At 51.8% G+C, this 24111-nt stretch carries 12 protein-coding genes; 9 read left to right on the forward strand and 3 right to left on the reverse strand.

Annotation, left to right across the window (positions count from 1 at the left end; all coding sequences use genetic code 11):
* Nucleotides 1-51: 51 nt before the first annotated feature.
* The 8 genes from JIN87_RS00355 to JIN87_RS00390 all read left to right on the forward strand — a co-directional run bounded on the left by JIN87_RS00355 (nucleotide 52) and on the right by JIN87_RS00390 (nucleotide 18100).
* The gene (locus tag JIN87_RS00355; RefSeq protein ID WP_200353506.1) at nucleotides 52-2055 is read left to right on the forward strand and encodes a sodium:solute symporter family protein; all 2004 of its coding nucleotides are present in this window, start codon (nucleotides 52-54) and stop codon (nucleotides 2053-2055) included.
* 160 nt (nucleotides 2056-2215) lie between these two features.
* Nucleotides 2216-3544, forward strand: coding sequence for a glycoside hydrolase family 28 protein (locus JIN87_RS00360; RefSeq protein ID WP_200353507.1), 1329 nt, complete (start codon nucleotides 2216-2218; stop codon nucleotides 3542-3544).
* Nucleotides 3545-3565: 21 nt separating this feature from the next.
* Complete coding sequence (locus tag JIN87_RS00365; RefSeq protein WP_200353508.1) at nucleotides 3566-4930, forward strand: glycoside hydrolase family 28 protein; 1365 nt, start codon at nucleotides 3566-3568, stop codon at nucleotides 4928-4930.
* 38 nt (nucleotides 4931-4968) lie between these two features.
* Entirely contained in the window at nucleotides 4969-6513 is a 1545-nt protein-coding gene (locus JIN87_RS00370) for a sulfatase family protein (protein WP_200353509.1), read from the forward strand.
* Nucleotides 6514-6626: 113 nt separating this feature from the next.
* Nucleotides 6627-8027 (forward strand): sulfatase-like hydrolase/transferase, encoded by a 1401-nt coding sequence (locus JIN87_RS00375; RefSeq protein WP_200353510.1) that lies wholly within the window; start codon nucleotides 6627-6629, stop codon nucleotides 8025-8027.
* Nucleotides 8028-8031: 4 nt separating this feature from the next.
* A complete protein-coding gene (locus tag JIN87_RS00380) occupies nucleotides 8032-10188 on the forward strand; it encodes a hypothetical protein (RefSeq protein ID WP_200353511.1) in 2157 nt (718 codons plus the stop codon).
* 10 nt (nucleotides 10189-10198) lie between these two features.
* Complete coding sequence (locus tag JIN87_RS00385) at nucleotides 10199-14092, forward strand: ATP-binding protein (protein WP_200353512.1); 3894 nt, start codon at nucleotides 10199-10201, stop codon at nucleotides 14090-14092.
* Nucleotides 14093-14542: 450 nt separating this feature from the next.
* On the forward strand, nucleotides 14543-18100 hold the full coding sequence (locus tag JIN87_RS00390; RefSeq protein ID WP_200353513.1) for a TonB-dependent receptor plug domain-containing protein: 3558 nt from the start codon (nucleotides 14543-14545) through the stop codon (nucleotides 18098-18100).
* 275 nt (nucleotides 18101-18375) lie between these two features.
* Here the strand turns inward: JIN87_RS00390 and JIN87_RS00395 are convergent, their stop codons facing one another.
* The 3 genes from JIN87_RS00395 to JIN87_RS00405 form a co-directional block, all read right to left on the reverse strand.
* Nucleotides 18376-20802 carry a DUF1592 domain-containing protein gene (locus tag JIN87_RS00395; RefSeq protein WP_200353514.1) on the reverse strand — a complete coding sequence of 809 codons (2427 nt, stop codon included), beginning with the start codon at nucleotides 20800-20802 and terminating at the stop codon, nucleotides 18376-18378.
* The gene (locus tag JIN87_RS00400) at nucleotides 20786-22051 is read right to left on the reverse strand and encodes a DUF1552 domain-containing protein (RefSeq protein WP_200353515.1); all 1266 of its coding nucleotides are present in this window, start codon (nucleotides 22049-22051) and stop codon (nucleotides 20786-20788) included. The genes JIN87_RS00395 and JIN87_RS00400 overlap by 17 nt, the downstream gene beginning before the upstream one ends.
* A gap of 150 nt (nucleotides 22052-22201) precedes the next feature.
* On the reverse strand, nucleotides 22202-23179 hold the full coding sequence (locus JIN87_RS00405; RefSeq protein WP_200353516.1) for a helix-turn-helix domain-containing protein: 978 nt from the start codon (nucleotides 23177-23179) through the stop codon (nucleotides 22202-22204).
* A 76-nt stretch (nucleotides 23180-23255) separates the two neighbouring features.
* On the opposite strand from JIN87_RS00405, the gene JIN87_RS00410 reads away from it, so the two are divergent.
* Entirely contained in the window at nucleotides 23256-24101 is an 846-nt protein-coding gene (locus JIN87_RS00410; protein ID WP_200353517.1) for a sugar phosphate isomerase/epimerase family protein, read from the forward strand.
* Nucleotides 24102-24111: the final 10 nt, after the last annotated feature.

Here is a 24111-nt window from a genome sequence, read left to right on the forward strand (position 1 = left end):
CCTCCTATGTCGCCTCACCGCGACTCCCCCCATCCCCCATCCCCAAATAACATGGAAACCCTCGACTGGATCATTCTAGCCGCCTTCGTCCTCCTACTCGTCTGGATCAGCATTTACACAAACCGGATCACTAAATCTGTATCCGGTTTCCTCTCATCTGAGCGACTCGCTGGTCGCTATCTCCTAACAATCGCCCAGAGCATGGCCTTCTTCTCGGCCATCGGAGTCGTCGGCCAATGGGAGAACTTCTACCGAAACGGCATCGGAGGATTCTGGTGGTCCTTCATTCAAATGCCAGTCGGCATCATCATTGCACTGTCCGGATGGATCGCCTACCGCTATCGAGCGACTCGTGCCCTAACGATGCCTCAGTTCCTCGAGATGCGGTACAGTCGGAAATTTCGCGTCATCGCTGGTATGGCAGCGTTTGTAGCGGGTATGCTTAATTGCGCTGTTTTCCCGATGGTGACCGCTCGCTTCGTGATGTATTTTCTCGGCTTACCCACCAGCTACAGTTTTCTCGGGGCAGAACTACCAACTTACCACAGCCTGATGCTTCTACTCGTGGGAGCTGGCGTCACTCTCGCGATCGCAGGAGGACAAATCACAATCATCGTTACCGATTTCTTCCAAGGCATCATCGCAAGCGTGGCATCGGCGGCCGTTGTCATCTTCGCCCTCTACAACTTTGGATGGACCGAGATGATCGATACACTGGCTGCGTCAGAGTTCATCAACTACTCGGAGAACAAAGACATGGTCCGCATCCTCGAAAGAAAGGAAGGCGTATCCATGATGAACCCATTCCAGCAGTCGGGCCTTCCTGACTTCGGTCTCCCCTATTGGATCATGTTCATCTTGCTCTACCTAGCTCGGACTCACGTCTGGCAAGGCGGGGCTGGTTACATGACCGCTGCTCGCACCCCCCACGAAGCCAAGATGGGCAATGTGCTGAACAACTGGCGCTGGCTATCGCTCGGTCTCGCTATGATCACCTGCGTGGTCGCGGTCTACACGCTTGTATGGAGCGGCAACTACGGCGAGGAAACAGCCCAGATCCAAGGTGTGCTCGACGGCATCAACGAACCTTACATCGAATCTCAGATGTTCGTGCCGATCGCCCTCTCTACTCTGCTTCCCGCAGGCTTGCTCGGTCTCTTCGCCGTCTATATGATCGGCGCATCGGTCTCCACCGACGACTCCGCTTACCACTCTTGGGGATCGATCTTCCTTCAAGATATCGTGATGCCTTTCCGCAAGAAACCATTCACGAAAGAAGAGCACCTCAAATACCTTCGCTGGTCCATCGCCGGCATCGGAGCCTTCGCCTTCCTCTTCAGCTCTATTTGGACCTTGAAGGAATTCATCAATATGTGGTTCGAAATCACCATGGCCATTTACCTAGGCGGAGCGTTTTGCGCGGTCGCTGGCGGATTGTATTGGAAATATGGAAACACTGCTGGAGCCTGGGCAGGCCTCTGCACTGGGAGCGTCTTGGCAGTAACCAGCATCGTCATCAAACAAATCTACCCTGACATCAAATTCCCAGGGACCGACGTCACGATCAATGGCCAACACACCGCCCTTTTCGCACTGATCGTATCTTGTATTCTCTACGTCGTCGTTTCTCTCCTTACGAACAAAGGCAAGACCTTCAATCTGGATAAGCTCCTCCACAGGGGTGAGTACGCAGTAAAGGAGGACCATGAAGTTAAGGACAAAGACGATAGCCGTGGTTGGATCGCACGTAAGTTCGGCATCACCGAAGAGTTCTCTCGCGGCGACAAGATAACCTACTTCGCCGTCATCGGGCACACGACTATCCTCGTCACTTGGGTTGTCTGTTTCTCGATCTACAACCTTTCCAATGAAGTCTCTAACGATACGTGGAAAACGATGTGGACCTACTTCTTTGGATACCTACTCGTGATCGCCCTTTCCACCGCAGTCTGGTTCGCGATCGGCGGAGCTAGGGATTTGCTGCGGTTGCTGAGCGACCTGAAAACGAAGAAGGTCGACGAAGAAGACGACGGCATGGTCCGCAACAAGGACTAGGCCCAAGCAAAATAGGTAGCGGCCGCTGTCCCCAGCGGCCACCCACCGTCTCCACACCCAATTTAAATCCTTAAATCACACACGTGTCGCAGTCGCAGGAAAACCAACAACAATTGAGATCATGCGCTCTTTGCTCCTCACCCTATTTGCACTCCTTAACATGAGCAGTTTTGCAGCCGTGCATAACGTCATGGATTACGGCGCAATCGCAGACGGAAGAACGAAAGATACCGTAGCCGTCCAAGCAGCCATCGACGCCGCGACCAAAGACGGCGGGGGCTTTGTCCTTATCCCCGCTGGAAAGACAGTAGTGGTAGGAACCATCTACCTGAAAGACTACGTCACCCTTCATGTTGAAAACGGTGCCACCTTGCTCGGTAGTCCAGACATCGGTGATTACGCAGAGGACACTCACAAGAACATGTACAAGAACGAGCCGCACATGGATCGTTGCCTCATATTCGCCAGAGGAGCCAAATCCTTCGCCATAACGGGAAAAGGTGTCATCGACGGAAACGGCCACCCAAAGAACTTCACTAATAAGACCGGCCGCCCAATGTTGATTCGCTTCATGGAGTGCCGCGACATAACGGTACGAAACATCACCATCCAAAACCCAGCCGCGTGGGCTTCGGCATGGCTGTATTGCGATGAAATCGTTGTAGAGGGCATTCGGATACACAGTCGCGTCAACCACAACGGAGACGGGCTCGACTTCGACGGCTGCACGAATGTACGTGTATCCAACTCCTCATTCGATACCAGCGACGATTCAATTTGCCTTCAGGCATCCCGCAAAGACCGACCTTGCAAGAAAATCGTCATCACCAATTGCACTTTTGAGAGCAAATGGGCAGGGATGCGCATCGGTCTTCTCTCCATTGGCGATTTCGAAAACGTGACTGTATCCAACTGCACCTTCACCAATATCCAGGACAGCGGACTGAAGATCCAAATGAACGAAGGAGGATCCATGCGCAATATGGTATTCTCCAACCTATCAATGAAGAACGTACCGCGGCCGATTTTCATGACCCTCTGCCAACAGCGAGCCTGTGACGACGCACCTGAGGAAATGTACCCGATGGGCGAGATCCGAGACGTCAGCTTCAATAATATCGTCGCCGACAACCGCGAACTCGATAAGAACTCCGCCTTTTTCCTCACCGGCATGCCGGACGGAATGATAAAAAACGTATCCATCAGTCAGGTACATTTCGCGGTTTCAGGTGGTGGCACCAAAGCAGACGCTGAACGCGAAATAAAGGAATACACACTCGAGACGCTTGAAGGCTGGTGGCCAGAGTTTTATCGAGTTGGCACTCTGCCCGCTTACGGCCTCTACGCTCGCCACATGGATGGCTTGAGCATCGATAATTTCCATGTCGAAACCAGTAGCACAGACGAACGTCCCCCATTCGGATTCGACAATGTGGCGATCACCAGCCTCACGAACGTGTTCGCCAACGGAAAGCCAATCAAAAACTAGAAACGATAAACGATTAGAAAAATGAATTTCGCTCGCTCACTCGCAGCAAGCGTCGTCGCCTTGTGCACGCTCGCCAACGCCAAAACTTGGAATATTGACGACTACGGAGCAACAGGAGACGCCGAAACTCTTAATACTACCGCCATTCAAAACGCCATTGACGCAGCGAACAAAGCGGGCGGAGGTACAGTCATAATCGATGACGGCGTATACGTATCCGGAACAATACTACTGAAAGACAACGTCACTCTCCACGTGGATGAATCCGCGGTTCTGCTAGGCAGCGAGAATCCCGCTGACTATTGGACTATCGACACCTTCGTCGATGCCACAGGCCAAGAACGCGGAAAGTGCCTCATCGGCTCCGTAGATGCGAAGAACGTCGGCATCTCCGGATCGGGCCTCATCGATGGCCGAGGTTCATCTTTCAAACGCAATGTCATCGCCAAAACGATGGAGAAACTGGGTATCGACAAATCTAAACTACAGGAGCTCGCAGCCAACCGCCCTTTCCTTCTCCGCTTTGTCAGATCTGAAGGGATTGAGCTAAAGGATATTAACCTTCGTCAGCCGGCCGCGTGGACCTGCCACTTTTATCAGTGCGATCAGATCGACGTCGATGGAATCAGCATCTATAGTCACGCCCACAAAAACAACGATGGTATCGATCTCGACTCCAGCACCAACGCTCGTATCCAAAATTGTGACATCGACGCTGGCGACGACGCAATATGCATCAAAGCGACCAGTCCACTTCCCACCCACACAGTCTACGTCGCAAACTGTCGTCTTAAAAGTGACTGGGGTACCATCAAATTTGGTACTGAATCCATGGGCGACTTCAGAGACATCACCATCGAAAACTGCACAATCTGGGATACCAAAGGTGGCGGCATCAAACTACTCAGCGTAGATGGCGCGAACATCAGCAACATCAACATCCGTAACATCTCCATGGAAAACGTGGACATGCCCCTATTTATTCGTCTCGGCGAACGGCGCCGCACTTACCGCGACGCTCCACAACAGCCAGTCGGTTCAATCGACAACGTCAACATCACCAACATAACCGCGGTTACGCGCTCGCTTGACGAATCCCGAGTATCCCCTCCCGCCGGTGTATTCATCACCGGAACGCCAAATCACAAGATCGGCAAGGTTTCCCTTAAGAACATCGACATCACACTCCCAGGTGGAGGCACGGAAGAGCACAGTGAGCTCTACCCTGCCGAAGACGAGAAACGCTATCCTGAGTTTAGCTTCTTCGAAGTTCTTCCCGCTTACGGCCTCTATGCCCGTCATATCCAAGGACTGGAGACGAAGAATATGTCTTTTACTACAAACTCACCCGACGCCCGTCCCGAAACACTGGTCAACGGCAAATAAAGATAGCGGCCATCGTCCCCGATGGCCACCTCCCCTTCATGAGAATTCTACTCTCTCTCCTCTTCACACTCTACACTTCACACTCCACACTCTTCGCAGCGTCCACTGCGAAGCCCAACGTCGTCATCATTTACACCGATGATCACCGGTACTCTGGAGTCCACGCCCTTGGCGGCGAAGCGGTACAGACACCCCATATGGATGCTTTGTCCGAGGAAGGCGTAACCTTTCACAACGCATACCTCATGGGGTCGTTTTCAGGAGCGACCTGTATCCCGAGTCGTGCGACCTTATTGACAGGGAAGAGCACCTTCGAGCTTCATCAACCAGGCAAAACGATTCCACCGAATCACACAACAATAGGAGAAGCTTTCCAAAAAGCCGGCTACCAAACCCACATCGTCGGCAAGTGGCACCAAGACTACCAATCGCTCGCTCGTTCATTCGACTCCGGAGATACACTGATGGGACTCTCCGCGTACCTAGTCGACCACTACAGAATGCCGCTCTGGGATTGGAACATATCCGGGAACTACCCGAAAAAGGACGCTTACCTATTGGAGTACGACAAAAAAGGAAAAGTCGTACGACGCTCGCTAAACGAAAAAGACAAACGCGGCCCGACCGGAACCGAGACACTGGGTCCCCACACCTCGGAAATCTTTGCCGACAACGCCATCAACTACATCTCGAAACAAAAACGAGCAAAGGACCCATTTTTCATGTATCTCGCATTCCACGCACCGCACGACCCGCGTCAGGCTCCGGCAAAGTACAAGGCGATGTATCCAGAAAGTGAGATCGAGCTACCCCCCTCTTACGCTCGTATTCACCCATTTGACAACGGACACATTGTTCTCCGCGACGAAGAGCTCGCCCCTTGGCCACGCACTCCAGAAATAGCTCGAAAGGAATTATCCGACTACTACGCCATAATAACCCACCTGGACACTCAAATCGGCCGTGTAATCAAGTCCCTCAAAGAGAGCGGACAATATGAAAACACTCTCGTGGTCCTATGTGGTGATAGCGGTCTGGCAGTCGGAAACCATGGACTCCTAGGAAAGCAAAACGTCTACGATGAGGATGGTCTTCACGTGCCTCTCATCTTCGCAGGCGGGGTCATCGAGAACAAAGGCGATAACTCTGATGCACTCTGTTACACCCACGACATCTTCCCGACGATTTGCGATATGGTCGGAATCGAAACACCTGGCTCTGTATCCGGCCATAGCTTCGCCAGAATCCTAAAAGGAAAAAGCAGTATTCATCGCAAACATACTTACCATGCTTACATGCAGTACCAGAGAGCCTTTCGCAAAGGCGACTACAAGCTAATCGAGTACGTCAAAGCCCCTGGAGAAAACAAACAAGACGGACCTCATATCCGCGGATCGAGAGTAACTCAGCTTTTCAATTACAAGACAGATCCATGGGAAACTGTAAATCTCGCCTACTTCCCTGAATACGAAGAGCTCATCGAAGAGATGCGTTCTCAAATGAAAGCTGAAGCAAAACGACTCGGAGACAACAAGGGAGCTCTCATCAACTATGACTTCGATTTTTGGGAGTCCTACAAGTAACCTCCTTCATATAACAATCCCGCCAAAGCCCATTTCTCAAAGGTTTAAATGTTCCGCGATTCGTAAAACCTCTGCACTTGCGGTTCTAGTAGGAAATCAAACCTAGCGATAAAATGAGAACACTCCACAAAGTAGCACTTGTACTCTTAACAATTCACTCCGCTTTCCTCTTCGCGGCTAAAGGGGAAAGACCAAACGTCATCATCATACTTTCCGATGACCAGGGCTGGGGGGACGTCGGTTTCAATGGAGCAACCGATATTCCTACTCCGCACCTCGACCGTCTCGCAGCGGACGGTACCATTTTTAATGCGGGCTACGCAGCCCACCCCTACTGCAGTCCAAGCCGAGCCGGGCTGATGGCTGGAGTATACCAACACCGTTTTGGGCACGACAACAATACACCCTACAAGCATGACGATCCCGAAGCAGGACTTCCGCTCGACCAGACTATGCTTTCTGAAGTTCTACAGGAAAATGGATACGCCACCGCAGCCATCGGCAAATGGCACCTAGGCGACTTCCCGAAATTTTGGCCGAACAATCGCGGCTTCGATTACTGGTACGGCATGTATAGCGGCGGAATGAGCTACTGGGGCGACCAGAAGGCTAAGACTCCCAAGATGGACCGTATCCTCCGCAACGGCGAAATCGTACCGTTTGACGAAATCACTTACCTCACCGACGATTTCACGAACGAGGCGATCAGTTTCATCGATCGTGAAAAGGAAAATCCATTCTTCATCTACCTCGCCTACAACGCGCCGCACGGTCCTATCCACGCAACCTCGGAGTATCTGGATAAGGTTGAGCACATCGAAGATGGTAAACGCGCCGCTTACGCAGGCCTTGTCGTGGGACTTGACGAAGGCGTTGGCAAAGTTGTGCAAAAACTGAAGGACGAGGGAATCTACGACAATACCCTTATATTTTTCTATTCTGACAATGGGGCTATGCGCCATGGCGCGAGCAGCTACCCATACCGAGGCTTTAAAGGCATGTTGTTCGAAGGCGGTATCCGCGTGCCGTTCTGCGTGACCTGGGGAGATCGCTTTCTCTCGGGTGCTAAGCTCGACGAACCGATCACCGCTCTCGACATCTTCCCAACTGTCCTCTCCGCAGCCGGTATCGAGCAATCTCCAGAGCTAGGGCTAGAAGGTCTCGACCTAACACCGATGCTCTCAGGCGAAAGCTCTTCACTTCCTTCCCGCGAGCTCTACTGGCGAGTGTCCGGGGGGGCTGGATACGCAGTTCGCCAAGGCGACTATAAGTTGGTTCACTCGATATTTAAGCCAGAGCCATTCCTCTTCAACCTTCGCGATGATCCCTACGAAAACACCAATCTCGCGAAGCAGATGCCTGAGAAGTTTCAAGAAATGCTAAAACTGTACAAGTCTTGGAATACGCAAAACATTGAACCAAAGTGGGACGACCCTCACTTTGCTAACCGCGACAAAGAAGTCGAAGGTCGCGAATCCTACATTCGAAAAGCCAAAGCCGGCGAAAAGAAGTAATAAAATGCCCCTCTACCCCAACCCTACCCCCTCTTTCAAAGGAGCCCTAGCAGGGCTCCTTTCTTTGCTTTTTGCGATTGTCACGATTGCCTCGCCCGAGGATTCCGAGCTCGTTCAATTTGGCCTGAAACAGCTGAACCAAAGCAAATATTCCAATTCCGTTAGTCTTCGGATCGACCCAACGTTGGGCCCACAGGCGTACCACATACAAAATGGGAGCTTACTCTCTGCCGGTGACGAACGCGGACTCATGTACGGGTTGTTTGAAATAGCAGAACGCCACAGCCTCTACGGCTCCAACGCGGATCTGAAGGACGTGCACGGCTCCCCATACATCAGCCAGCGCGGCATCAAATTCAATATTCCTCTCGACGCACGCACGCCAAGCTATGACGACACTGGCGACGCTGCCCAACGCAACATAGTCGAAATGTGGAATATGAGTTTCTGGATACAGTTTCTCGATCAAATGGCCCTCGATCGCTACAATATGCTTAGCCTGTGGAACCCACACCCCTTCCCCAGTATGGTTAAGCTCGAGAAGTATCCAGAAGTACAACTGGATGATATCTACGTTACCACACTCACTCCCAATGGCAGAGAAAACGAATGGGGAGAACCTCAACTCGTATCGGCCAGCGTCGCTGCAAATATCAAGAAGGTCAAAACGCTCAGTATCGACGAGAAGATCTCCTTTTGGCAACAAGTCATGCGGCACGCCAAAAATCGTGGAATCGACATCTATTGGATTACTTGGAATATCTGCCTCAACAGTGTGGCTGAGCCTGTACCGGACTACTACCGAACCTACGGAACAAAAGTACCAGACGAGAAACCAGGCAAATATGGCATTACTCACGACATGTACGACCAGGACACCCGGGACTACTTGCGTGCAGCGGTCAAGAGTTTCATCTCAACGTATCCAGATATCAAGGGCATTGGAGTGACGGCAGGAGAGCATTTTCCGCACAACAAAGGTCCAAAGGTTGATCGTGAAGAATGGCTGTGGGACACATACGGACGGGGAATCCTCGAAGCCAAGGAGAGCGACCCTGAGCGCGAAGTACGCTTCATCCACCGCGTTTGGAATACCGACTTCAGTTCAATCATGAATAGTTGGGAATCCTACCCCGACGACTTCGAGTTCAGTTTCAAATTCGCTAAAGCCCGACTCTACTCCTCGCCGAAGATGCCCTTCGCGGACGATCTCATCGAGGCAATGAAACCTCTCGGCCTTAAGAGCTGGTGGAATCTTCGCAACGATGACATTTTCGTGCACCGATGGGGTAACCCCGACTACGTTCGCGACTTCTTTAAACACTTCGACCTTGAGGCTACAGCAGGCTACCACATGGGATCCGACGGGTACGTTTGGGGACGCGAGTTCGTAACGAAGAAAGCAAAGTCACCTCGCGAACTCGAGATACACAAGCACTGGTACACCTTCATGTTGTGGGGGAGACTCGGATACAACCCGGATCTCGGAGACGACTACTTCATCGCACGCCTACAAGATCGTTTCCCTGAAGCGAACTCGGCTCAGCTATACGAAACTTGGCAAAACGCTTCGAAAATCATCCCGCTCGTTAACCAGTTCTATTGGCGAAACTGGGATCACATGTGGTCTCCTGAAAACTCACAAAGCCATGTAGAGGGCTATCATGGCATCGAGCTTTTCGCGGACAATAAGCCCATGCAAGGAAGTGGCATACAGAGTATACGCGACTACGTAGATGCAATGCTCTCAGAAAAGAAACGATCCGGAACCACTCCTACGGAAGTCTCCAGAGAACTCCTAAAGCTCTCCGAGGAAACGAGAGCGGTCGCGACCATTTTGCTAAGCGTCTCCGAGAACGACGACCTACGCTCTCTTCTGAACGACTGCATCGGCATGTCTTACCTTGGTGAATACTACGCTCACAAGATTCGCGCCGCTATAGCTCTGGCGACCTTCCAGGCGACTAGTCATGAAGCCGACAAAGCCGAAGCCATCAAGCAAGCTCAGCTTTCCTACGACGCCTGCACTAAGTACGCTGACCATTCCCAGGCTCGCTACCACCCTCAGATGCTGGCTCGCACCGGTCTTTTCGACTGGTCTGCGATGTTGAACAACGCTCGAAAAGACGTAGCGAATATGAAGGCGGCTCAAGCCCAATAATCCCCTTCTATTGAAGAGACTCCTAACAGGCTTATTGTTTCTTTCAGCTCCTCTCTGCGGAATTCTTTTCGCAAAGCCGGTGCGTCCTCTCCCACACGCAGACCCATGGCGATGGCAAGAGCTCGAACCGATCAGCAAGTTCTCAATGCGGCACGGCAACGAGGACGAGCAAGAAATTCTGTACTTTTGCGCCGACAAACAACTCGTTATCTATGACGGGTATCAGACTAAAATTCATGAACTCCCTGAAAGGTACCGACACCTAAACCTATTCAGAGTCTATCCTGGTTTGGAAGGCATCGTCTATCTCTTCAGCAACGGCGGCCTACTAAGTTTCCGGAACGAAACCTGGGCTCAGCTGAGCGAGTCAGACGAACCAATCGAACACCGCAATCCAAACCTCTACAGCAGAGGGAGAGGAAACAATGAGTTCTTTCTCGTTGGCGGACGCGTTCATATTCTTTACAAAGGAGAACTTACGCCGATCGAGGGCATAGACGAAAAAGCATCGGAGATCATGATCGATAGCTATGGACGTCTCTGGACGGCCAACCGAAAAAGCACCTTCTGTCACACCCTGTCTAACAGCGAACCTTGGCGAGCGACTGATAGCAAGGAGGCAAAAATTCCTTTCGACTCTAGCGATTTCTTTATCTTCGCGCCCAATCTTAACTCTAACGCGGACGGGAGCGAAATCTGGCTAAGCATCGGGCGCCGAGGGTATCCTTCCTATCGATACGATAGCGAAAAGTTGAAATGGATTCCTCAGGACGTTGGACAGACTGAACTCAATCTAGGCCATCAGGACGCATTCTTCGACAAGAAGACTGACGACTTTGTCATAGTCAGCCGCTCGGATCTCCATATACGACGAAACGGAACTTGGTTTCACTTGGACGAACTCGAAGATTTGGCCGATTCACGTTTCCGCTTCTTCCTAAGTCGCAAGAACGGAAACTTGGTCGTCGGAGGCCATGGCATCAAAACGGTCGAGGGGAACCTCTCGAACGATCGTCAGGAGACCTTCGAAGGCGTTCTCTTCCAATGCGAGGATACACGCGGGCACTGGTGGTTCATAGATATCGATAGCAAGATCTTCGAATGCGACCCGATCAATGATATCTGGACGCAACACAGTTCGAATCAAATCGACACCCCTATTTCAATTACCGCAGCAAATGATGGGACGGTCTGGGTTGCAGGGTCACACGAGGGGACTGCCGCAATCAGCTACCTAGACAAGAACAGATGGACTCGAGTTCAGCATCCAGAACTACGCAGCAGAATAGGCCATCTCTCAGTACACCAAGCTGCAAACGGAGACTTGTATTTTGGGAGCGGGCACGAGTTCAGAGGTCATCCAAACAATCTCGGCGGATTCGCCATCTACCGTCGCATCTCAGGCGAGTATCGCTCCACACACATCCCCTACCCGATGGTTCCAAACCGCCCTGTAGGATTCGCCGAATCTCCTGATGGGACGAGCTGGGTAGGAGGATTGCAACTACGGGAAACGAAAAGACTCTTCGAAGAGCGGATGATGGACATTCCTGAATTCAAAAACGAGTTCTGGATCGATCACCTTCTCTACGACTCAAACAACCTACTTTGGGTCGCGATTTGGAACAAAGGGCTTTTCCGTTTCGATGGGATCGATTGGGAGAAAATCCAAAGCGAGAACAAGCTCTCGAGCGAACAATACTGCTATCTTCTCGAAGATAAAGTTCGAGACGACAATATTTGGATCATGGGCAAGAGCGGCGTGTCTCGCTTCGACGGTCAAAACTGGTACCCTACCGCCCTTCCAGAAGCTTTAAAATTCGCTCGTGAATCAGGCACTCTAGCCCAGTCGTCAGACGGGTCACTATGGGTAAATCAAGCGGCCAGAGTCTGGTACTTTCGCCTGAATACAGATTTTCGCCCCAGCGAAAACCTCAGAGCAAATTTCAAGGCGATTCGCTATAATTTGGATACAGATGCTCCTATCGTGACGATCGACCCGACTTCACGCACTCCAGCAGCCCCGGCCGACATCTACATGAATTGGCAGGGTCACGACAAATGGTCCCGTACTCCGAGCAAAGAGCTCAAATACTCTTACCGCATAAACGGCTCTCCGTGGTCTAGTTATGAGGCCAAATCTGAAGTCGTACTCCTGGACGTAGAAGCCGGTAATCATAAGTTCGAAGTCAGAGCGATGGATCGAGAGGGAAACGTCAGCGATACAATCGCCGTATCCTCCTTCTACGTACAGTACCCAATCTGGCTACGCGCTTGGTTCATTACCCTCGTGGTTCTGGCAGTCGTTTCAATTGTCGCCCTCATCGCTATCGTCATTCGCCAGAGGATGAAACACCTGCTGGAAGTGGAGGACTTAAAACTTCAGCTTTTCACAAACCTATCGCACGAACTCCGCACCCCGTTGACTGTAGTCCTTGGTCCCCTGGAGAGCCAGATTGAGAAGCTCCCAGCTAATTGGGACAAGAAGCCCCTAGAGCTCGTTCACCGAAATGCAAAACGGGTTCTGAGACTGATTGATCAGTTACTCGATTTCCGAAGGGCAGAAGTACAGAGCATTCAGTTCAGCCGTTCGTTATTCGATGTAGTTGAAACAGTACGCGAAAATATCCAACTCCTCCAACCAGCGGCAGACCAGAAGCAGCAAAACATTTCATTCAAGAACGAACTTGAACACACCAAGGTCTGGTACGATCCAGAAGCCCTCGAGAAGATACTGAACAATCTCCTCGGAAACGCGATCAAGTACACACCAGAAAGTGGATACATAGAGGTATTCCTCTCTCATGAAACAAGTCCATCAGGAGAGAACATCGTCCTATCCGTTTCTGATAACGGCCTCGGAATACCGAGCGATTCAATCGATAAGATCTTCGATCCTTTCTTCCGAGTAAGTGATCGATCCAAGGAAAAGCTTCGCGGTAGTGGTATCGGCCTCGCATACACAAAGAATCTAGTCGACGCCTCAGAGGGCACTATCGATGTCGAGAGTCCGGTAAAGCAGTCAGACGGCAGCAATTCCGGTTCACGCTTCACCGTCAGGCTTCCTTTAACACACCCTCCCACAGCAAGCGAGGCACCCGACAAAGGACAGGCTCCTGCTACAATCGATGCCGACAAACCAATTCTACTCCTTGTCGAAGATGACCGCGACATTCTCGACTACCTAAACTCAGAGCTGAGACCAATCTACAACCTGCTCAACGCAACGAACGGACAGGAAGCCCTTGAACTCGCAGTCGCAGAAGTTCCCGACCTCATCCTAACCGACGTTCGGATGCCCAAAATGGATGGCAAGGAACTTTGTCGTCAGATAAAGAGCACAGAGGAGACAAACCATATTCCAGTCATCATGCTCACATCCCTCAAGTCGGACCATCACGAGCTTGAGGGCTTACGTTCCGGGGCGGATGACTTCCTAAACAAGCCGATTTCATCGTCTCTCCTAAGGGAAAAGATCAAGAACCACCTAGCGTCTCGCCGCCTGCTCCATGACAAGTTCAAGACTCAGACCCAGGAGATGCGCTTCGAGCCTAAGGAGTTCACCAAAAACCAGACCGATCAAGACTTCGTCGCAAAAGCTCGAAACTTCATCTTCTCGCACCTCGACGACCCTCAGCTCGATGTGGAAGGACTCGCTTCTCACATGAACATGAGCCGCACCCATTTGTATCGAAAGTTCAAAGCGATTCTGGGAATGTCCCCAAGTGTCTTCATCCGCTCCATTCGCATGAACGAAGCCGCTCGGATTTTGCAGACGAGCGACCACAACGTTACCGAGGTCGCTGCAATGGTCGGGATGGAGGACAGCTCTTCGTTTAGCTATACCTTCAAAAAGCACCACAACAAGAGCCCATCCGAGTTCATGCACCGGAGCAAAGGCTAATAGCTTACGGTAATTCCAGACAATTGAATCTGGATTCCTGACGCAAAACCTCAATTCCCCAGAGTATTTGCTCTATAGTTCAGTTGTAACGGCATAACCTGTTACAACACAGGTTATCAATTAACTGACAGGAACTTAGAGATTTCATGTATCGTTTTCCACGATTCTGGAAACGAAAGCCAATGCATGTAAAAAGGCGATTTTGGTAGAGTAATGGAGCTTCCCCATTGGGAGCGCCGCAAACAACTTACCTCAGAATACCCCAAGCTAACCCAACATTACCTGCCGGCCTCGCCACGAGGTCTTGACTGCCGCCTTTCAGTTAACCGCAGCGTGAGTGCCGCCTCAGAGCCGGCACGCTCCGCCCCAGTCGCACGCTCCCCTACCCCTCTTCAGATCTTTTGGGCACCTGTGTCCGAAAGGTCAGAAACTAAGAAACTAGAACCCACTATGAATAAATTAGCTTATTCCCAAACAGACCAGAGGCGACTCCCTGCAACTCTGCTCGGTCTCGCTCTGTTGATGGCTCCCCTAGGGCATGGTCAGAACGATGATGGAGACGACGAGGTTTTCGAACTGAGTCCTTTCGTCATCTCATCCGAAGACTCTGAGGGCTACCGCTCTCGTAATACCCTTGCGGGTACACGTATTAAAACAGAGCTCAAAGACCTAGGCGCATCCATCTCGGTTATAACCGAGGAGTTCCTCGAGGATACGGGAGCCACTGGAATCGAGGACTTGTTCCTCTACACCGGCGGCACTGAGATCGGCGGACCTGATGGAAACTTCTCTGGAATCGACTTCGGCGCCGACGCCGCAGGATCCGTTTTCAGCGACGACGCGGGACGTATCAACCCATCCGCTGGAGCTCGTGTACGCGGTATCGCGCGTCCAAACTTCACCCGTAACTACTTCAGCACCGATATTCGGGTAGATTCCTACAACACCGGCGGCATCACCATCAGCCGTGGCGCAAACTCTTTGCTCTTCGGTCTCGGTTCAGCGGCCGGGGTTGTAGAAAACAGTGTTAAGATGCCGGTTGTTGGTGAGGACAAGACGAAGGTCTCCTTGCGCTTCGACCACAACAGCTCAGTCCGTGCGACTATCGATCTCACGCGTACGATCATTGAAGATCGCCTAGCTGTTAAGTTCTCCGGATTGCGAGATGATAAGAAGTTCACTCAAAATCCAGCGTACATGGATGAAAGTCGCGCTTATGGCGCTTTCAATTGGACGGTTTTCAAGAATGAAGAAAGCAGCTGGTTGGGTAAGACCTCAATCAGAGGTAACCTAGAAACGGGCGACTCGATTGGAACACCTCCCAAATCGATCGCTCCGATCGTGGCTTACGACAGCTTCTTTATACCGCCTCCAAATTTCGCGGAGTACAACGGATACGATTACTTCACCTCCGCAGGTACCGACGGGTTCATCGAATCGTGGGAGAAGTGGAAGATTCTGGATACACGTGAGGCTGCAGACGGCACTCCAGGTTATCGCGAGACTTTCACGGCTGAAGGAGATTATCCCGTATACTCGACTCCGTTCTTCTTCTGGCCCGGAATGGTTACCTTCCAAGCGAGTGGAGATTTGTCTACTGGTATTCCTGGCCGCGAGAACATTCAGGGCTTCCGTACCTGGCCTAGAACTTCAAACGTAAACACTCCGAGTGGCATCAGGCATCGCCCAGCGATCCACGTAAACACTCGCGCATACGAGAATGCGCAACAAGGCGGCGGCTTCAGAACCAGAAACCTGAACAATCCTGCTATTTTCGACTACCGGAACAATCTGCTCACTGGAGATATGGACCAGGTCGAAATGGAATTCGATGCTCAAACCTTCTACTTGGAGCAGTCCCTCTTCGGCGGGAAAGGTGGCTTCGAAATTGCCATCGACCATCAGGACCACGAACAGTACTCCCTCTTCCCGTTCGGCGGAAACGCCCGGAATATCGCCCTCTTCATCGATACCACAGCGTATTTGCCAGACGGTACTCCTAATCCAAATGCGGGTAAGGCCTTCATGACTTCCGCAGGATCCAAGGAACAGGATGAACGACGAATCAGGGAGCGCGACAACGAGCGTGCCATTGCCTTCTACAATCTCGACTTCGCGGATATCGGTGACAAGTGGGCGCCACTCGGCCGCCACAGCGTAACGCTCCTCGCGCAAAGAGAAGAGTTCCGCCAAAGCCGGTTCCGTACTCGTGGCTTCCTTGATGGCCCGGTCAGAAACGCCAACCCGCTCAACTCAGGCCAGAACGGCTTCAACGGTGTTTACTACCTGACAGACGCAAGTGCGGCAGGAATGGAAGAAGGCGAAATGCGCTTCAACCAGTTGAGTCGTGACATGCTCATGCAAGATGGTGACACGTTCACGACCCTTCACTACCCATATTCCGGACCAGGCAGAGACCCGAAGTTCTCTACTGTAAACGATCCGGTGGGCGAAGGCTTCATTGAGCAGCCCTGGACATTCCGCCGTTGGCTTAGCAACGTCAACTACCAGCGCGAAGAAATTGAGAGTAAGGCTCTCGCCTGGCAGTCCTATCTTTTTGACGGCCACATCGTAGGTCTCGTGGGACTCAGAGAGGATGACGTCACCGAGTATCAGCAAGCACGTGTAGACCCTGAAACAGGCGAAATGCTATTCAGAGAAGACGGCAGCCCAGATACTCGCGGGATCGTACGCGTAGGAAACGAGCTCCTCACTGATTCAGTTGCGGCCGTGCTTCCAGTTACGGATCCAACGGGCAAAACCACCACCTGGAGTGTCGTTGGCCACCTCCCGGAAAAGTACCTGGAGAATCTGCCACTATCCCGAGTGTCGGCACACTATGGCGTATCCGAGAACTTCTCACCGGGCGAGAGCGGTATTGACCATGATCTCAACTTCATTCCTGCCCCGCAGGGTGAGACCGTCGAGTATGGCGTCGATATCAGCTTTGCTGGGGATGCCTGGAATCTGCGCGTCAATCGCTACGAAACAGACCAGCAGTACAAGTCGGCTGGTTCCCTTACCAGCCAAGTAAACCACGCTCGTAGCCGTCCTTTGAACTGGATCAACAATTGGTACGACGTTTACCTTGATAACACAGGACTCAGCAATCTCGACGCAGACGGTAATCCTCAACCGGATACAGATTTCGACTTGGTCGACGGATCTGGTGTCGTAAACATCCAAAACGTATGGGATGCCGGATACCGGGATTGGATGGACCTTGTTAACGACCTCCGTGGCCTCATACCTGACCGTCTCTCTGATCTGTATCAATATGAGCTTAACGATGACGGCTTGCAGTTCGTGGAGACAGGGCCCGGTGTCGATAACTTGAAAGGTGTCCAGAATGTCAGATCAAAAGGCTGGGGCGTGTACCTCACAGGTAGGCCTACCAAGAGCTGGAACGTTTCTGCCAACTTGACTCAGACGGAAGCGGTTCCATATGGCTCCGGCGAGCCGTTCGGCCGTTACGTTGGCGAGCTCTACTCTAATCTGCGAGATCTCGGTCTCTTGGGCATCAACGAAAGCGTCAACGGTATCACTAAGCCTTCGATCCGTTTGCAGCAGTCCTTGGCTGAAGTCGTGAACTTGCAAAGCCAGGACGGATTCCCAGCTCCGGAAGTACGCGAATGGCGCTTCAATGCCGTCACGAACTACAAGTTCAGAGAGGGCAAGCTCAAGGGGGCTGGCGTTGGCGGCGCGATGCGCTACCAATCCGCATCCTCCACAGGCGCTAAATTGATCATACGCGACGACGGCTTGGCCGTATCGGACCCCTACAATCGCTTCGAGGGAGCATCCGAAACGACCTTCGACGCTTGGCTTAGCTACAATCGCAAGATCATGAATGACGATGTGGATTGGAAGATCCAGCTAAACGTTCGGAACCTATTCGGTGACGAAGATGATATCGTCATCACTACGAATCCTGACGGACAGAATGCGCTCTACCGCATCGCTCCAGACGTCCGGAGTTGGTTCATCACCAACACCCTATCTTTCTAGCTATCCAAAGGCATACAGAAGCTAGAAAAAATCACCACTAGCGTGGGTTAGTAAACTTGGCTCGCGGGCATTATCGCCCGCGGGCTTTTTTGTGGCTCATCCGCAAAGACAGTGGAAACTGCTGCATATGAGTATTCAACTTATTGTGGTAAGCGGCCTTGTGCCGCGATCACTCGCATTGAAATCGCGGCTCAAGGCCGCTTCCTACAGGAGTTTTCGTAAGGAAGAAACCCTCCCCGCAAAATGGCGATGAGCCTGTTTGTTTGGTATAGCAATCAATCGATGCTACTGTGAAGAATACGACTTTCGTCTTTAGACTTTCCCGTATTCATAAACAAATGACTTCTGCAGATATCCAAAATCAAATCACGGAAACCAAGCCCTTCGGCGAGATTTCGGTCTGCGATATCATCCGCAACAATTCTTTCGTCAAACGAGAGTGGATGTCCCAAGGCATGAGTAAAAAGCTTCTCGGTTAACGCCCGATAAAACTGCTGAGAACGCTCGAGCAATATACTCTTCATCTCTGTCACACCATCGAAGAAACCATTTGAGACGGTTCCTTTTGAATACACGTCTTGTCCGTTTCGATACTCCGACCTGAAAGCTCCCACAGCATCGAACTGCTCTAATCCAAAACCCCAAGGGTCGATCTTTCGGTGACAACTGTTGCAGGTTTCAACCTCACGATGCTTGGCCAACATCTCACGAATCGTTGTGGTTCCCCTCACATCAGGTTCAATAGGAGGAACATCCGCTGGCGGTGGCGAAGGAGGAGCGCCCAGCACATTTTCGAGTACCCATACCCCCCTGACAACAGGAGAGGTACGTGTTCCATTTGAAGTTAGTTTTAGGATACTAGCCTGACCGAGCAAACCGCCCCTCGGACTATCCTCTGAAATTCCAACCTCACGGAAGTAATCTCCCACCACATCAGGAATATCATAGTGCTTCGCGAGTCGTTCATTTATCACTACAAAGTCAGAATCCAAGAATGCCGTCAGAGGCAGGTTCTCTTGCAAAACATGTAGGAAGAACTCCCTGCTCTCCTCCGCCATCAACCCCTCAAGCAAGGGTTCGTAATTTCGATACAGCTTCGGATCAGGTCGCATGAGCTCTATGTCCTTTAGCCCAAGCCATTGGGCCGTAAAATCGTGGACGAAGCGTTCTAAGCGTGGATCCTTGAGCATTCTCTCTGCTTGCCGCCCGACTTCTTCTGGGGACAACAAGCTACCTGCCCCAGCAGCTTCACGGAGTTCGTTATCGGGAGCCGAATTCCAAAGAAAATAGGACAAACGGTTCGCTAGCCCCCAAGCATCTTCGCCATCCCCGCGGTCGTAATTGAACAAAAACCGCGGAGAACAAAGCACCGCCTCCAATAAGTTCCGCATCGCCTCTTCATCGCTCAACCCTTGCTCCACTCCATTTAGGAAAAGCTCTGTGTAAATGCTCACCGTACTCTCAAGCACAGGACGGCGAAACGCTTCTTCAAGAAATCCTGACACTCTTCCCCCCAAGTCTACATCACTATTCAAAAGTCCAGCGTAAGCTTTCGTAGGCCAGCTCTCCATTAGCGGACCCTCGATTTGCAATTCACCCACATGGAGGATTTCCGCCACCAACATTCGCTTCCCTTCTACGATCGCATAGGGCGGAGCCTGCAAGTTCGCAGCCGACGCATACTGGATCATGATGTTCTCCCCCTTCTTCAACCGGACGTCGACAGTATCCCAAGCTACGTCTTTCTCGGAGTAGAAATAACCAACTCGCCGCCCTGGCAATGTACCCGAATCCTGAGGACGGGCCTCTTCCGCCTGTATGGCAACGATAGCAGCCAATCTCGTATCGTCAGGCGAACGACGTTTCTGCTTCGCCATGCTCTCGTTGTAATCTTGCTTGGTATAGCGGTATTCGATCCCTTTCTCTTCAAGCTCCCATCTATTGTCTCCAGCAAAAGTCCTGATACGAACCCGATAGAGCCCATCCTCTGGCACGACATACCCACACGGCCATATCGCAGCATTGCGATCCCTTCCTGACGCAGTATTCACAAATCCATCACGTAATTCAACACTACGTCCATGCCCTAGATCATCGGCTTCAAAAATCAGATTCTGTCGAGGATCCTCCCCGCTTGAAAGAGCAATAGCCGCTAATCGTCTCACATTGTCCTGAAGCTTCAAAACCAATTCTGGGTTGGCATCCAAAGTCATTGCCAAGTTCTCAAATCCCTCGAACTCCGCATCCGCTGGAAGGTTCTCAGACAAAAGTTGCTCGATCCCCAGTAAGTCACGGACCGTATTATCCAAGGCGCTGTGACTTAAACGTCGAATCTCGATCCGCCCTCCCCCTTGCTGTGCCTCAGCCGCTCGACGCAGCTGGGTATCGATCAACTCAACAACTTTCGAGATCTCTCCTTCAGGCGGCCGCTCCTCCTCTTCAGGAGGCATATCACCAATGATCAGCATGTCGGATATGTCCTGCCAAGCGACTGCATTAGATCCATCATTAAAATCCCATGCCAGATCATCAAGGCGTACATCGCCTTTTTGCTTCTCCTCACCGTGGCACTTCACGCAGTGCTCCTCGATAAACGGAGCCACACTATGCTCGTAGTCACCAATAGACGAATACGCAGATCCGCCCCCAAGTAGAACGAGCCCAATACTTCCGACTCGAAAGGAGTTAGACCAACTGAGCATTCAGATTTCCAGTACTTTTAGCAAATGTCTCTCTTTCGATTCCGAGACGCTGCAACATCGTTACATACAAGTTGGAGAGAGTTCCTTTACCTTCTTCGAACTCAAGGTCTCTGCCGTGCTTCAAGCCTCCACCCGCGAGCAGGACCGGCAAATTCTTGTTGGAGTGGGAACTACCATTTCCTAAGCCACTACCAAAGAGAACTTGCGTGCGGTCGAGTAGACTCGCCTCACCATCGTGAGTACCGTCCAAACGGGAAATGAACTTAGCCAAAGAATTCATGTGCATCAGCTCGATTTCGATCAGCTCCTCCACGACTTCAGGATCCTTACCATGGTGGGATTGCCCGTGATATCCCGATAGTTGGTTTTCACCGAGAATTATGGGCAGTCCCCCTTGCGGAAGTTCGACAGTTATAACTCGAGTCGAATCATGCTGCAAAGCCAAGGCCGTCAGTTCGAAGATCAGGTCCAGGTTCTCGTGAAAGGTCGTAGCCCTTTCCAGCAGCGGCGGGACTCCCGGCTTTGGAGTATTCACCCATTCCTGCTGTCGAGCGACTCGCTTTTCGACATCCCTGATCGAGCTGAAGTAAGCTTCGAGTTTTTCACGATCCTCGTAAGCGACCTCCTTTTGCAGAAGACGTGCGTCATCCGCTACCAGATCAAGAACACTTCGCTTGAAATCCATACTCCGACTCGCGGCTTGCGGATTTACATCATCAACGAAAAGACGGTTAAAGACTTTGATCGGATCGGATTCCGGTAACAATGGCACGCCATTTTCATCCCAAGAAAGCGTTTGCGTCGGCTGCCCTGGCGAGGCCCCTAATTGCAGGGAGTGGAAACGTGTATCACGGCAAAGCGTCTTGGCAGCAAGCTGATCGAGTGTGATCTGATTCCTGACCACAATCGAATCTCCCACGAACTCTGGTTGATATACCCCAGACAAAAAAGCCGGCGTCGCCTTATGCCCTCCATTCACGCCGTGATCCAGCCCTGAGATTACCGTGAAATGCTCACGAAGGGCATTCATTGGCTCAAGCAACTTTGGAGTTCGCCCAACAACTTCATTCGGATGCCACTCACGCGGATACATCCCTAAGGCCGTTCCGACACACACCAAGCACTGCCTAGGGGCGACGCTCTTGGAGGCTGCGGTAGCTAACGGAAGTGACTGCAGCAGCGGCAAGGCGATCATCCCGCTCGCTCCTCTTAGGAACTGCCGTCGATTCAATTCTACAACTCTACTCATGGGGTAAAAGGCACGTACCGCTCGCAACAGATGCGGCCAATTAAAACCCAAGCACTACGAGGGGTACCGCACAAATATAATCAACTAACCGCAGCATTCCATCTGCGCTTAACAATTTGAGCGAACGCGAGGCGAGAAGATTAGGTCTCTCTACTTCCTATATCCCTGCGGGGTAACCCCGAATTGCTTACGGAACTTGGTCGCAAAATACTGGCTCGTGCTAAATCCCGTCGCCATCGCGATATCCGTAACGCTCCGCTCCTCCCGCTCTTTCAACAACTTTGCCGCGTGAAAAAGCCGCACCTTGTTCAATTGTTCCGAAGGTGTCGTATTGAATATCTCCTTACAGGAAGCAGTTAAATAAGTCACACCGACTCTACATGCATGCGCGATATCAGCCACCGCCCAAGGTTCGGCGGCCTTTTCCACGCTCGCTTCTAAACCGTGGAAGAACTCCCGGATCGTCTGGTCAAATCCTTGCGGGTCGCTCGTCTCGTCCGAAATATCGCCAGACAGTCGATCAGCAACCTCCAGTAATAAGAAGTTGATCATGTTCGCAATCCGTGCCGTTGAAAGCTGGCTCTCTTCATCCAGTCGCGAACAGGCTTTCTCCATGAAACGCCGAAGCCCTTGTTTCTCATCCCGAATCTGACAACGTTGGTTTTTCCGGAAAACCTTTAGCAACTCACGGCGAGATTCTGCGTCCGGACCAATCCAGCTCGGGAACTCCCAAGCCGCTCGCCCGTCTCCACTTTCAACGTCGAGAATGAACCAAAACAGCTTACAGGCTCTGATGTTGGGGTCCCCCAAACGGTGCCTTTGCCAAGGTCGTGTAATCGTAATATCCCCTGGCCGAAGTACATAGCGTTCAGAATCTGTCGCGAATGCGGTCTCACCGCTTAACAAATAGCAAATCTCGATACCTTCGTTACGGTGCATCGGGAGTCCCCAAGTCTGGAGCCCCACCGCATCCCAGTACCCGATCGTTCTAAGTCCAGGAAGCTGACCTCCCTCTAGCCTGCGTCCAGGATATTGGCCACGCCCACAAGCCACGAGCCTCACTTCCCCTCTCTCCTCAGCTTCCTCGAGAGGAGAACAATCATCTGCCTGTAAGTGTGTCTTCTTCATCCTCGAAGCGATGTATAATATTTTTCGCAAGCAAATCCGAACGTCAAGCTAGCCTTTTCCTGCTAAAGTCTCGAGCATGATCAAAATCGGATGTTTTGCCCTCGTCACCCCTTTCAGCCCCTTATCCGCTCAATTCCAAGCAATTCGCGATATGGGCATCGACTACGCCGATCTGACTGACAGTCATGACGGCGCTATTCTTGGCAATGAGTTCGGCTTTACCGCCGCCGCGAGTCTCGATGCTCACCCTTCCCGTATCCGTCAAATGGTCGACGATGCGAACCTCACTCTTACTGCCGTTTGCGCACACGCCAACCTGCTCGACCCGACCTCACCGGAAACCTACGGAACTGGCCAAATCATCAAGGCAATCCGCCTTGCTCGCGACCTTGGCGTAAAGCAAGTGATCACCACCGAAGGCGATCCCAAAACTGCCTTCGGCGAAAACCTTTCCCACGCCGAGCGCATCTTCAGCATTGTCGAAAAACTATACTGGCCTGTGCAATGGGCCAAGGAACTTGGCATAGAGCTTCTGCTCGAACCACACGGAATTGTGACCGATAGTGTAGAAGGCACCGCCGAAGTTCTCGAACGTATCGGTGAACCCGATACATTTGGACTCAATCTCGACACTGGAAACCTCTGGCTCGGTGGCGGAGACAATTTCGAGTACATCCAACGTTTTGGATCCCGCATCAAACACGTGCACTGGAAGGACCTCGGATCCGCCTGGGAAGAGAAGCGCGGCAAGCAATTCGGCTGCGGCATGGGTGACATCGCTCTCGGCGACGGAGTCATTGGTCTCCCGGAAATAGTGGCAGAACTGAAGAAGATAGGATTCGAAGGTCCCACAACGCTCGAAGTCTTCGGTGAGGACAATGTCCGTCCCTCCGCCGAACGCTTGCGTGAATGGTTCGCCTAATTAACTCTTT

The sequence above is a fragment of the Pelagicoccus mobilis genome, assembly GCF_016595505.1.
GTDB lineage: Bacteria > Verrucomicrobiota > Verrucomicrobiia > Opitutales > Opitutaceae > Pelagicoccus > Pelagicoccus mobilis.